This is a genomic window from Klenkia terrae, from assembly GCF_037083865.1.
Lineage (GTDB): Bacteria > Actinomycetota > Actinomycetes > Mycobacteriales > Geodermatophilaceae > Klenkia > Klenkia terrae.
Window position 1 is genome coordinate 36,359 of the sequence record NZ_JBAPLV010000012.1, and the last position, 11,859, is coordinate 48,217.

Below are 11,859 nucleotides of genomic sequence, written 5' to 3' on the forward strand. Positions count from 1 at the left end.
GTCGGCTAGACTTCGAACACACATTCGAATGATGCGAGGCGGTGACAGCGGTGCACCAGCAAGAGGTCGGGACCCGGATGGGGCTGTCGGTGGGCATCGCCCAGGTCGAGGTCTTCGCCTCCGCCGCCGCCCACGCAGCGGTGCTGGAGGCCGAGCAGGCGACCCGCATCGCGGCCGGCTTGGCGCCCGCGGGTGCCACCCTGCGACCGACCCGGTTGTCCGAGCTGCTGGTCACCCCCGACACCGGCCGGGCCAGGGTGCACGCCGTGCTGCGCGACGTCGCCGACGCCCAGGCGCAGCTGCACGCCCTGCAGGCTGCAGCGATCGCCCGCCTGGCCGAGCTGCAACCGGCGCAAGAACCGCTGCCCGGCAGCCGCCGCAATGACCCGGCCGACGCCGACCGGCCCGACGACTGGGTCGCCGACGAGGTCGCCGTCGTGCTGGGCATCGGGGTTAGCTCGGCGGTATCGCTGGTCGACAAACAGCGGGTGCTGGTGGAGCAGCTGCCGCAGGTGTGGGAGGAGCTGGCCGACGGCGTCATCGACGTCCGCCGCTGCCAGGTGCTCGTCGACGACCTCGCCCACCGCAAGCAATCCTTCGGCGGCGGCCTGCCCGACGACCTGGTGGACGACATCGCCCGGCGGGGACTGCGGTGGATCGGCGAAGGCATCGGCCCCACCCCGCTCGCCGACCGGATCGGTGGCGCACTGATCGCTGCGGACCCCGCAGAGGCCGACCGCCGGGCCGAGCGGCGCAAGAAGAAGCAGAACGTCACCACCGTCGGCTGCGGCGACGGCCTCGCCGGGTTCCGGGCAGACCTGCTCGACGCAGCAGACGCCGCACAGATGCAGGCAGTGGTCGATGCGATGGCCGCCACGATGCGCAAGGCCGGTGACCGGCGCCCCATCGGCCAGCTGCGGGTCGATGCGCACCGGCAGCTGGTCCTCCGCCCCTGGGAGGCACTCCCCGACGACGTCGCCCGCGCCCGCTGGCAACTCGCCATGCGGGTGGAGCTGGCCGACCTCGACGGCCTGGGTTCGCTGGGCTCAATCCCTCGGTCTGCTGCACCGACCGCCGACGGCGAAGGCTCTCAGGACGGTCCACCAATCGGTACGGCACCCGAGCCGGGCACCGACAACCACAACGGCCGGCCGGCACCGACCGGCAGCACGAGCAGCACACCCCGACGATCCGGCGACGGCCGTGATGGGCAGCGCGAGCACGGTGGGCAGGATGAGCACGAGCACAGCGAGCACGAGCGCAGCGAGCACGAGCACAGCGAGCAGGGCGCCGGTTCCGGGGTCGGCGAGATCGGTGGGCTGTCGGTGTCCCCGGTCGCGGTGGCCGAGCTGCTGGCCCGCTTCGACGCGCTCCTGGCCTCCGGTGCCCGTGGTCGGGTGCAGGGCGGGGACGTGTGGTTCGAGATCCTCGACGCCACCGGTCGACTCCGCGCCCTCACCTCACCCGCCGAAGCCCGCGCCGCCCTCCGCCGCGGCACCGGCCTCGGACCACCACCCCGGATCGCCGACTACGAACCGAACGCCGCACAGACCCGGTTCGTGAAAGCCCGGGACCGGCACTGCCGGTTCCCCGGCTGCGCACGACCAGCCGAGTACGTCGACCTCGACCACGCCATCCCCTACGACCACGACGAGCCGTCCGCCGGCGGCCCGACCTGCGTGACGAACCTGGTCTGCCTGTGCCGACGACACCACCGACTCAAGACCCATGCACCGGGCTGGGTGTTCGCGATGGACCCGGACGGGACGCTGCACGTCACCCCACCCGGTGGACGCACACGCACCACCCGACCCGCCGGCATCGCTCAGGTCGACATGTCGACACCCACCCACCTCGACACCCTCACCGACCTCCTCGGACCCACCCCCAAGCGGTTCCGCAGCCCCACCTCCGAGCAACGAGCCGCACGACGAGCCGCAGCCGCGGACCGCGCGCGCCTGGCCGCCGAGATCGAGGCTGAGCTCGACGCCGCACTCGCCCGCCGGAACAGCGAGACCCGGCGTGATGAGACCCGACCCGGTGACCCGGACGCGGCCGGCGGTGCTGGATCGAGCGACGACGTAGCGACCGATGCCGCAGACCACGCCGGGGATCGGGTCCAGGACGGGGGCAGCGACGACGACCCGCCGCCCTTCTGATGGCGGTGATGGTCTGGTGGCAGTGAGGGACGAGGACCGGCTGAAGGGACTGCCCGGGGCGGACCCCGGGGCGGGCCCCGGAGCGGCGGGACGGCCGAGAGGTGGGGCGCGGCTCCCTGCACGGTGGCGGCGGGGGCAACTCGCGGTCGGCGGTTCGACTGCACCGGCAGGCCGGCGCGGGTGGGGCGCGGCTCAGTGCAGCGCGGCGTCCGGGGCCACTCGCTCCCAGCGGGTGAACTGCACGGTCAGGCCGGCGCGGGTGGGGGCGCAGCAGTAGGGGCCGGCGCGTAGCTCGAGGGCAGGGTCGACGTGCGCCACCCGCACCAGGCGGAACGGCTCGTCGTCGGCGCGGGCGCGCACGGTGATCGCGTCGCCGTCGCGGCTGGCCCGCACCGTCACCCGGCGGCCCACCCAGTCCGGGACGGGGGCGACCGACCAGTCCGACGTGCCGTGCGTGACGACCGCACCGATCTGCGGCACGCCGTCGGACACCTCGACCCCGGCCTTCACCCACTCCTCGGCCGACGCCCGCAGCAGCACCCCGGCCTGGTCGAACTGCTCGGTGTAGTCCAGCACGAACTCCACCTCCACCGCGTCCCGCACCCCGAACGGCGCCAGCAACCCGTTCGCGTCGTCGTGCACGAAGCCGTACGACGTGTGCCGCCACGCATCGCTGCCCTCGGCCGCCGTCACCCGCAGCCCCTCCGTGTCCTCCGCGGCGACGGGTCGGGTGGTCCAGGACGCGGCGGCCAGGAGCTCGGGGTCGATCACCCCGACAGCATCCCCGCCGTCCCGCGCCGGGTCACGCCGCCCGCACCGACAGCCCGCCGTCCACCGGCAGCAGCACCCCGGTGACGTACCGGGACTCGTCGGACGCCAGGAACAGCGCCGCATCGGCGACGTCCTGCGCGGTGCCCATCCGGCCGGTCGGGCTGTGCGCGTCCCGCGCCGCCCGCACCTCGTCGGCCGACGCGTCCCCGGCGAGCTGCTGGTAGACCAGCGGCGTGTCGATCAGCCCGGCCAGCACCGCGTTGACCCGCACCCCCCGGTCGGCGTACTGCAGCGCCAGGCTCCGGGTCAGCTGGTTCACCCCCGCCTTCGCCGCTGCGTAGCCCGGGTAGGGGTAGCCGGTCCACCGGATCGACGCCGTCGACGACACGTTCACCATCGACCCGCCCCGCTCCAGCAGGTGCGGCAGCGTCGCCTGCGCCGACAGGAACACGCTGTCCAGGTTCAGCGCCAGCGTCCGGTGCCAGTCGGCCAGCGTCAGCTCGTCCACCCCGCCCAGCCGGGTCGCCCCGACGGTGTTCTGCACGACGTCCAACCGGCCGCAGTGGTCCACCGCCTCGCCCACCACCCGCTGCACCTGCTCCGGGTCGGTGACGTCGGCGACCAGGGCCACCGCCGTCCCGCCGTCGGCGGTGATCGCGTCCACCGTGCGGCCGGCCGCCGCCGGGTCGACGTCCACCACGACGACCTGCGCGCCGTGCCGGGCGAACGTCCGGGCCGTCGCCGCGCCGATCGAGCTCACGCCGGGCGGGCCACCGGTGTTCAGCCCGCCGCCGAAGACGATCGCCGCCTTCCCGGCCAGCCGGCCGTCAGCCACGGGGCCCGGGCGTCCCGGCGAGGAAGTCCAGCAGCACCCGGGCGAAGTGCTCGGGACCCTCGTAGAACGGGAAGTGCGACCCACCCTCGTCGGCGGCGAACGTGCGCAGCTGTGCCCCCGGGATGTGCGCGGCGGTCCACTCCTGCGACGCCGGCGCCACGTGGCTGACCTCGCCGGCCACCACCAGGGTCGGGACGTCGATCCGCGGCAGCACGTCCCGCCAGTCCTGCATCGCGTGGTCCAGCAGCAGCCGGGCGCCCCACGGCCCGGGCATCTGCAGGTTCTCCCCGAACAGGAACGCCAGGTCGTCCTCGGGCAGCACGTCGGACAGCATCGAGGTGAGGAACGCCCGCCGGGTCTCGGTGGCGTCGGCCGCCCCCACGGCGCCGACGAATCCCTCGGTGCTCGGGAAGTCCAGGATCGCCCCGGCCGCGGCGCCCTCCTCCGCGGTCATCCACGGCAGCACGACGCACGCGCTGGGCTGGTCGATGACCACCAGCGAGTCCAGCGCGCCGGTGCCGTGGGTGTCGATGTGGCTCCAGCCGACCGAGGCGCCCATCGAGTGCCCGACCAGGTCGAACGACGTCAGCTCGAGGTGGGCGACGAGCTCGGCCAGGTCGGCGGCCAGCCGGGCGACCCGCGCGCCGTGGTCGGGCTTGCCGGACAGGCCGTGCCCCCGCTGGTCGTAGCTGACCACCCGGTGCTGCTCGGCCAGGGCCGGTACGACCCGGTCCCAGGTGGCCCGGGTCTGCGACCAGCCGTGCAGCAGGACCAGGGTGCGGCCGCTGGCGGTGGGCCCGGTGTCCCGGTAGTCCAGGTCGGTGCCGTCGCCGGTGGTGAACGTGCTCATCGGGGCCTCCTGCCGGGTCGCCGTGGACCCACCCGGTGATCATCGACGCCGTGTGACCGGCACCACCACGGACCCGGCGAGCAGAGCGGACGCCCCCGTTGCTCGCTGCGTCGGAGTCAGCCCAGCAGCCGGGCGACCGCCAGGCCCAGGTGCAGCCGCAGTCGGGTGCCGCCGTCGTCCAGGTCGGCGCCGGTCAGCTCGCGGACCCGGTCCAGCCGGTAGTGCAACGTCGTCCGGTGCACGTGCAGCGCCTCGGCCGCCGCCGGTGCGTTGCCACCGGCGTCCAGCCAGGCGGCGAGCGTGCCGGTCAGCCGGCCCTGCGGGTCGGCGGCCCGCAGCGCCACCAGCTCGGGCGGCAGCGCGGTCGCGTCCCACTCCTCGGCGGGGACCCGCAGCAGGACGGCGTGCACGCCCAGCGCGGAGCCGTCGACCACCGGACCCGGCGCCAGCCGGGGCACCGCCCGGGTGGCGAGCTCGGCGGTCCGGTGCGACGTCCAGGCCTCGGCCAGGCCGGCCACCGGGGGACCGGTGCCGGCGACGCAGGTGAACCGGCCGGCGGCGACCGCGGTCGCCTCGGCCACCACCCGGGCGGCCAGCTCGGCCACCGCGGCGTCGTCCACCGGGCCGGGGGTGAGCAGCAGGCCGGCGCCGCCGTCGGGCCCGGCGGTGGTCAGGACGGCGGTGCCGGCGCGGGACCCCAGGGTGGCCAGCCCGCGGCGGACGGCGGCCCGGGCCTGCTCCTCGTCCTCCGCACCGACGCCGTGCAGGGCCAGCACGACGGCGCGCACCTGACCCGCGGCCGGCACCGCCCCGGCGAGCCCGGCCAGCGCGCGCGCCCGCTCGGCCGGGTCCCGGGACAGCAGCCCGGCGACCAGCAGCTCGCGGGCAGCGGTCGCGGCGTCGGCGGCGTGCCGGTCGGCGACCAGGACGGCGGCCAGCTCCTCGCCCGCGGTGCCGATCACCGCCGCCTCCTCCGCGGTCAGCGCCTGCCCGGCGTCGATGACCATCAGCAGGCCCAGCAGCTCCCCGCGCCAGCGCACCGGCACGCACCAGCGCGGGTGCATGCCGATCGCCGGCTGCGCCGGGATCCAGCCGGCGCGCGACCAGGCCGACACCCCGCTGCCCAGCACGTGCGCCACCGCGGCGCTGCCCGCGTCGCGCTGCAGCACCGCCCGCACCCGGACGTCGTCCTCGTCGCCGAAGTGCCGGCTGGTCGCCAGCAGCCGCACCTGGGGGTCGTCGATCACGACGGAGCGCTGCAGCTGCTCGGCCAGGGAGTCCACCAGCTGCTGGAGCCGGTCGGAGGGCATCCGCGGATCCTAGAGCGGGCCCTCGTCCTCGAGGACCGCGTCGGCCGGGGCGTCCGCGTCGGCCCACGACGCGACCACGGCCACGTCCAGCGGGAAGTCGACCGGGAAGTCGCCGAACAGCAACCGGCCGGCCTCGGCCGCGGCCGCGCGGACCGCGGTGACCACCTCGTCGGCCAGCTCGGCCGGGGTGTGCACCACCACCTCGTCGTGCAGGAAGAAGGCCAGGTGCGGCCGGTCGGTGAGCCGGCCGTCGCCCAGCCGCCACAGCCGGTTGCGCAGGTCGGCCAGCCAGCACGAGGCCCACTCCGCGCCGGTGCCCTGCACGACGAAGTTGCGGGTGAACCGCCCCCACGCCCGCCGCCGGGCGTCGGCGGCCCGCCCCGCCGCGTCGTCGTCGGACCCGCCGCCGAAGGGCCCCGGACGCGGCGACCCCCGGCCGAGCAGGGTGCTCACCACCTCGCCGCGCTCGCCGGCCCGGGCCGCCTGCTCGACCAGGCCGACGGCGGCCGGGTAGCGGCGGGTGAGCCGGGGCAGCATGGCGCCGCTCTCGCCCCGGGTGCCGCCGTACATCGCGCCGAGGATGCCGAGCTTGGCCTGCGTGCGGGTCTCCACGGCGCCGCTGTCGACCATGCCCTGGTACAGGTCGCGGGCCCGGGCGGCCTCGGCCATCGCGGTGTCCCGGCTCATCCCGGCCAGCACCCGGGGCTCCAGCTGCGCGACGTCGGCGACCACCAGCCGCCAGCCCTCGTCGGCCACCGCGGCCGGCCGCAGCTGCACCGGCGCGCTGAGCGCCCCGCCGCCCTGGGAGGCCCACCGGCCGGTGACCACCCCGCCGGGCAGGAACACCGGGCGGAACCGGCCGTCGCGCACCCAGGTGTCCAGCCACGCCCAGCCGTTGGCCTGCATCAGCCGCAGCAGCTTCTTGTAGCGCAGCAACGGCTCGATGCCGGGGTGCTCGAGCTCGGCCAGCGTCCACTGCCGGGTGTCGGTCACCGCCAGCCCCGCGGCCTGCAGCGAGGCCAGCAGCCCGGTGGGGGAGTCCGGGTTCATCGCCGGCTGGCCGAACGCCGCGCGGATCTCCGGCAGCAGCCGCTCCAGCTCCGCCGGCCGCTGCCCGGTCACCGGCCGGGGGCCGAGCAGGTCGCTGAGCAACCGGTCGTGCACGTCGGCCCGCCACGGCATCCCGGCGTGCTGCAGCTCCCCGGCGACCAGCGCACCGGCGGACTCCGCGGCCAGCAGCAACCCCAGCCGGCCGCGCTCGGGGCTGGCGGCCAGCGCCGACTGCTGGCGGACGAGCTCGGCCAGCGGGTCGAGCCGGTCGGCCGGGTCGTCGAGGGCGAACAGCGCCGGCTCGTCGGCCGTCGTCGGGGCCAGGGCGTCCCAGCCTTCAGTGTCCGGACCGACCAGCAGCTCCTGGTCGACGTGCGCCGACCGGCGCAGCACCGCGTGGCACAGCCGCAGGTCGGTGCAGCGCTCCACCCGCACCCCGGCGGCCAGCAGGCCCGGGTACCAGCGGGTGGCGTCGTCCCACACCCACCGGGGGCGGTCGGGCTCGCGGGCGGCGACGAAGCCCGCCAGGTCCTCCCGCGCCAGGCACGTGACAGCGCCGCCGTCCTCGTGGGCCAAGACCCCGTCGCCCCGGCGCAGGAGGACGACGGACCGCAGCACCCGCCCAGTGTCGCCGAGGGGTCCGACAGCGCCGTGACCACAGGAGGCGCACAGGTGTCGCTGCCCGCGCACCTGGTCCGGCCCGGCACGGTCGTCCCCGACGCCGCACCAGCCGAGGGAGATCCATGAGCACCGACCGCACGCCGACCTACGAGGGCCGCCCACTGGCCCGACCCGCCGAGGAGGTGGTGGACCAGGGCCTGCAGTTCGACCTCGGCACGCTGGTCACCCGGCGCCGGATGCTGGGCTTCCTCGGGATCGGGGCGGCCACCGTGGGGCTGGCAGCCTGCGGCGGCTCCGCCACGACCGCAACCGCCACCAGCGGGACGACGACGACCTCGGCCGGGGAGATCCCCGAGGAGACGGCTGGTCCCTACCCCGGCGACGGGTCCAACGGCCCGGACGTGCTCGAGCTGGACGGCATCGTGCGCAGCGACCTCACCACCAGTTTCGGCGGGATGACCGGCATCGCCGGGGGCGTGCCCATGACGCTGACCCTGACCGTCCAGGACCTGGCCGCCGGCGGGGCCTACGAGGGCGCCGCGGTCTACGTCTGGCACTGCACCCGGGAGGGCGGGTACTCGCTCTACTCCGACGGCATCACCGACCAGAACTACCTGCGCGGGGTCCAGGTCGCCGACGCCGACGGGGTCGTGACCTTCACCAGCATCTGGCCGGCCTGCTACGACGGCCGGTGGCCGCACATCCACGTCGAGGTCTACCCCGACGAGGGCTCGATCACCGACTCCGCGAACGCGGTCGCCACCTCGCAGATCGCCATGCCGCAGGAGGCCTGCGAGGCCGTCTACGCCACGGAGGGCTACGACGCCTCGGTGGCCAACCTGTCGGCGGTCAGCCTCGACACCGACGGGGTCTTCTCCGACGGCGCGGAGCTGGAGACGCCGACGGTCACCGGCTCGGCGTCGGCCGGCTACACGGTCGCGATGACCGTGGGCGTGGACACCACCACCCAGGCCGGCGGCGGCGCGGTGGCCGGCGGCCCGGGTGGTGGTGGCCCCGGTGGTGGGCGCCCGACCGGCTAGGTCGCGATGTCCGGGTAGGGCTGGGTGACGTGGTCCAGGGCCCGGGCGTAGGCGAGCTGGTACTCCATCGGCCCGTGGTCGCGCTCGAAGAGGGCGATGAACAGGGTGAGCGTCAGGAACGGGTGCGCGCCCAGCTCGAACAGCGCGACGTGGTCGTGGGCGGCCAGCGCCCGGCGCTCCTCGTCGGTGAACGCCAGCCAGGTGGTCTGCTCCGCCGGGATGCAGTTCAGCAGCGAGCCGGCCAGGTTGGCCTCCCACCAGGTGACCAGCTCGGCCGGCTCGGTGCGGTACCGCTCGGTGAGCTCGGGGTCGCGGTCCACCGAGTAGAGGAACTTGTCGACCAGGTACTTGCTCATCGCGGGTCGCCTCCCGGGTACCAGGTGAAGTAGGCCTCCATGGTGTGGAACAGGTCCACGGTCTCCACGAAGTCGGCCGCCACGCCCTCGCCGGCCGCGCCCATCATCAGCATGAAGTCCATGAACCCGTGGGTGGCGTTGCCCGGGGCGTGCAGGCTGTCCAGGCTCACCTCGGCCAGGCAGCCCTCGATGTCGCCCGAGGCGATCCAGTCCACGGCCTTGCGGTCGAACACCGGGTCCGGGCCGGTGGGCCCGAACTGGCGGGGGCCGCCGAGCTCGAGGGACAGGTGGCCGGTGCCGATGATGGCCACCCGCAGGTCGGACTCCCAGGACTCGACCATCTCCCGGATCGCCTTGCCCAGCGCCACGAACCGGCGGGGCTGGGGGAGCGGCGGGGCGAAGATGTTGGTGTAGACCGGCACGATCGGCAGGTCGGCCTCGGGCCGCAGCGTGATGATCGGGCAGGTGATGCTGTGGTCGATCCGCAGCTCGTTGGAGAACGCCAGGTCGAAGTCCCGGTCCAGCCCGTCGCGCAGCAGGTGCGCGGCGAGCTCCTCCTGCCCGGGCAGCCGCATCTTCGGCAGCCCGAACTCGCGCTCCTCGTTGTGCCAGTTGGCGTCGAAGAACGGGGCCTTGCCCACCAGGAACTGCGGCATGTTGTCCAGCCACAGCTGGTGGAAGTGGTCGCTGCCGACCATCACCAGGACGTCGGGCCGGGCCGCGGTGAGCGTCTCCCGGAAGGACTCGATCTTCGCGATCCACTCCGCCGCGAACGGCGGCCGCTCGGCCTCGGGCATGGTCGAGGTCTTGTAGTAGAACGGGTGGTGGGTGGACGCGACGACGGCGCAGACCTCAGCCACGGGGGCCCCTCTCGTACGGGTCGGGGTCGACCGAGCGGTTGTTCAGGTCGACGGACAGGAAGACGTCGTTGGCGACGGGGTGCCGAAGCTCCTCGGCCAGCTGGCCGATCAGCCCGGCGGTGCGGGCCAGCAGGGCGAACCCGCGCAGCAGCTCCAGCGGCAGGCCGAGGTCGGCGAGCGCTGCGCCGCAGACGCCGGCGCCGTTGAGCGGCAGCGTCTTGCCCAGCACCTGCGGGTGCACCCGGCCGATCGCGGCGAACAGCGACAGGTGCGGGCCGACCAGGCCCTCCTCGGTGGCGATCTCGAACAGCCGGGGGGTGCGCGGGTCGCCGTCCTTGTGCACGTGGTGGCCCAGGCCAGGCACGAAGCGCTTGGCCTCCCGCTCGCGCTGCACGACGGTGAGGGCCAGGGCGTCCCAGCCGGCGTCGTCGGTGGGCAGGGTGTCCTGGGCGACGAGGACGTCGTCCAGGAACCGGCCGCAGTCCTCGGTGACGCCGAGGAACCGCGAGCCACCGCCGAGCAGGCCGGCGGCCAGCGCGCCCTGCACCGAGTCCGGCGCGGACAGGTAGGTCAGCCGGGTGACGATCGCGGTCGGGGTGAACCCGTGGTCGGCCAGGGCGGCCAGCACCGACTCGAACACCCGGGTCTCGCCCGGGGTGGGACGGCGCTGCGTGGCCAACCAGAAGGCCAGCTCGCCGAAGCCGACGGTGCCCATGACGTCGCGGGCCAGGTCGGTGCCCAGCAGCGTGATCGTCTCCCGGGTGGAGGCACCCAGCGCGGTCTCGTAGCGGCGCGGCTCAGTCATCGGAGGCCGAGTCGTCGGAGGACAGCCAGGCGCGGATCTCGGCGCCGTGCTCGTCCAGGCCGGGCGGGGGCAGCCGGTAGGAGGCGGCGGAGGCGGAGAAGGTGATCGGGTTGCGGATCGACGGGATGCCGCCGACCTCGACCACCGGGTCCAGCCCGACCTCCTCGGCGAAGGCGACCCCGGCGTCCACGGTGTTGATCGGCCCGCACGGCACCCCGGCGGCGATGATCTCGCGGAACCACTCCTGCTTGCCCTTGCGGGACAGCTGCTCGACCAGCAGCGGCCGCAGCTCGTCGCGGTTCGCCGTCCGGTCCTCGTTGCGGGCGAAGCGCGGGTCGTCGGCCAGCTCGGGGACGCCGAGCACCTCGACCAGCTTGCGGAACTGGCCGTTGTTGCCGGCGGTGATGATCAGCTCGCCGTCGGCGCACTGCAGCGGCTCGTAGGGGAACAGCGAGGGGTGGCTGTTGCCCATCCGGAACGGCACGGTGCCCCCGGCGACGGCGGCCGAGGTCTGGTTGACCATCCCGGACAGCGCGGAGGACAGCAGGTTGACCTCGACGTGCTGGCCGACCCCGGTCTCGTGCCGCAGGTTGAGCGCGCACAGCACGCCGATGGTGGCGTGCAGCCCGGCCATCACGTCGAACACGGCGACGCCGGCCCGGTAGGGCTCGCCGTCGGTGGGCCCGGTGAGCGACATCAGCCCGGAGATGGCCTGCACGATGAGGTCGTAGCCGGGCAGCGCGGCCCCGCCCGGGCCGCTGCCGAAGCCGGAGATCGAGGCGTAGACGACGCGGGGGTTGGTGGCGGCGACGGTGTCGTAGTCCAGGCCGAAGCGGGCCAGGCCGCCGGGCTTGAAGTTCTCCACCACCACGTCGGCGCGGCGGGCCAGCTCCTGGGCCGCGGCCACGTCGGTCGGGTCCTTGAGGTCCAGGGCGACCGAGCGCTTGTTGCGGTTGACGCCCAGGTAGTACGTGGCCACGTCGTCGCGGACCGGGGGCGCCCAGGTGCGGGTGTCGTCGCCGGCCGGGCCCTCGACCTTGACCACCTCGGCGCCCAGGTCGGCCAGCAGCATGGTGGCGTAGGGGCCGGCCAGGATGCGGGAGAAGTCGGCGACCAGGAGCCCGGCCAGCGGGCCGGTCGGTGCGGGGTCGGTCATCGGGTCGGAGCACTCCTCGACGTCGGCGGACAGCTGTCCGGTGTGA

11 protein-coding genes are annotated in these 11,859 nt (G+C 74.8%); 2 read left to right on the top strand and 9 right to left on the bottom strand.

The features are described 5' to 3' along the window. Positions 1 to 50: 50 nt before the first annotated feature. Entirely contained in the window at positions 51 to 2,159 is a 2,109-nt protein-coding gene (locus UXQ13_RS12125; protein ID WP_336392369.1) for an HNH endonuclease signature motif containing protein, read from the top strand. Between the two features lie 192 nt (positions 2,160 to 2,351). Here UXQ13_RS12125 and UXQ13_RS12130 read toward each other — a convergent pair whose 3' ends face one another. The 5 genes from UXQ13_RS12130 to UXQ13_RS12150 all read right to left on the bottom strand — a co-directional run bounded on the left by UXQ13_RS12130 (position 2,352) and on the right by UXQ13_RS12150 (position 7,590). Further along, the gene (locus tag UXQ13_RS12130) at positions 2,352 to 2,930 is read right to left on the bottom strand and encodes a DUF1349 domain-containing protein (RefSeq protein WP_336392370.1); all 579 of its coding nucleotides are present in this window, start codon (positions 2,928 to 2,930) and stop codon (positions 2,352 to 2,354) included. A 31-nt stretch (positions 2,931 to 2,961) separates the two neighbouring features. Further along, positions 2,962 to 3,765 carry an SDR family NAD(P)-dependent oxidoreductase gene (locus UXQ13_RS12135; protein WP_336392371.1) on the bottom strand — a complete coding sequence of 268 codons (804 nt, stop codon included), beginning with the start codon at positions 3,763 to 3,765 and terminating at the stop codon, positions 2,962 to 2,964. Continuing rightward, positions 3,758 to 4,615 (bottom strand): alpha/beta fold hydrolase, encoded by an 858-nt coding sequence (locus UXQ13_RS12140; protein ID WP_336392372.1) that lies wholly within the window; start codon positions 4,613 to 4,615, stop codon positions 3,758 to 3,760. Before UXQ13_RS12140 ends, UXQ13_RS12135 begins: the two co-directional genes overlap by 8 nt. Positions 4,616 to 4,731: 116 nt before the next feature. After that, the gene (locus tag UXQ13_RS12145; protein WP_336392373.1) at positions 4,732 to 5,925 is read right to left on the bottom strand and encodes a PucR family transcriptional regulator; all 1,194 of its coding nucleotides are present in this window, start codon (positions 5,923 to 5,925) and stop codon (positions 4,732 to 4,734) included. A gap of 9 nt (positions 5,926 to 5,934) precedes the next feature. Continuing rightward, on the bottom strand, positions 5,935 to 7,590 hold the full coding sequence (locus UXQ13_RS12150) for a bifunctional 3'-5' exonuclease/DNA polymerase (RefSeq protein WP_419146487.1): 1,656 nt from the start codon (positions 7,588 to 7,590) through the stop codon (positions 5,935 to 5,937). A 128-nt stretch (positions 7,591 to 7,718) separates the two neighbouring features. On the opposite strand from UXQ13_RS12150, the gene UXQ13_RS12155 reads away from it, so the two are divergent. Then, positions 7,719 to 8,636 carry a dioxygenase family protein gene (locus UXQ13_RS12155; RefSeq protein WP_225235584.1) on the top strand — a complete coding sequence of 306 codons (918 nt, stop codon included), beginning with the start codon at positions 7,719 to 7,721 and terminating at the stop codon, positions 8,634 to 8,636. Here UXQ13_RS12155 and UXQ13_RS12160 read toward each other — a convergent pair. From UXQ13_RS12160 to UXQ13_RS12175, 4 genes are read right to left on the bottom strand one after another with little or no spacing between them, the layout of a single operon-like run. Continuing rightward, positions 8,633 to 8,992, bottom strand: a complete 360-nt coding sequence (locus UXQ13_RS12160; protein WP_225235585.1) for a hypothetical protein — start codon at positions 8,990 to 8,992, stop codon at positions 8,633 to 8,635. The two genes, UXQ13_RS12155 and UXQ13_RS12160, sit on opposite strands and share 4 nt — an antisense overlap. Next, entirely contained in the window at positions 8,989 to 9,852 is an 864-nt protein-coding gene (locus UXQ13_RS12165; RefSeq protein ID WP_225235586.1) for a DODA-type extradiol aromatic ring-opening family dioxygenase, read from the bottom strand. The genes UXQ13_RS12160 and UXQ13_RS12165 overlap by 4 nt, the downstream gene beginning before the upstream one ends. Continuing rightward, the gene (locus UXQ13_RS12170; protein ID WP_225235587.1) at positions 9,845 to 10,657 is read right to left on the bottom strand and encodes a citryl-CoA lyase; all 813 of its coding nucleotides are present in this window, start codon (positions 10,655 to 10,657) and stop codon (positions 9,845 to 9,847) included. Before UXQ13_RS12170 ends, UXQ13_RS12165 begins: the two co-directional genes overlap by 8 nt. Then, complete coding sequence (locus UXQ13_RS12175; protein ID WP_336392375.1) at positions 10,650 to 11,813, bottom strand: CaiB/BaiF CoA transferase family protein; 1,164 nt, start codon at positions 11,811 to 11,813, stop codon at positions 10,650 to 10,652. Before UXQ13_RS12175 ends, UXQ13_RS12170 begins: the two co-directional genes overlap by 8 nt. Positions 11,814 to 11,859: the final 46 nt, after the last annotated feature.

Excerpts from the sequence above, each read along its gene's own strand:
- UXQ13_RS12155 (WP_225235584.1), top strand. The coding sequence starts at position 7,719 with ATGAGCACCGACCGCACGCCGACCTACGAGGGCCGCCCACTGGCCCGA.
- UXQ13_RS12170 (WP_225235587.1), bottom strand. The coding sequence starts at position 10,657 with ATGACTGAGCCGCGCCGCTACGAGACCGCGCTGGGTGCCTCCACCCGG.
- UXQ13_RS12175 (WP_336392375.1), bottom strand. The coding sequence starts at position 11,813 with ATGACCGACCCCGCACCGACCGGCCCGCTGGCCGGGCTCCTGGTCGCC.
- UXQ13_RS12145 (WP_336392373.1), bottom strand. The coding sequence starts at position 5,925 with ATGCCCTCCGACCGGCTCCAGCAGCTGGTGGACTCCCTGGCCGAGCAG.
- UXQ13_RS12160 (WP_225235585.1), bottom strand. The coding sequence starts at position 8,992 with ATGAGCAAGTACCTGGTCGACAAGTTCCTCTACTCGGTGGACCGCGAC.
- UXQ13_RS12140 (WP_336392372.1), bottom strand. The coding sequence starts at position 4,615 with ATGAGCACGTTCACCACCGGCGACGGCACCGACCTGGACTACCGGGAC.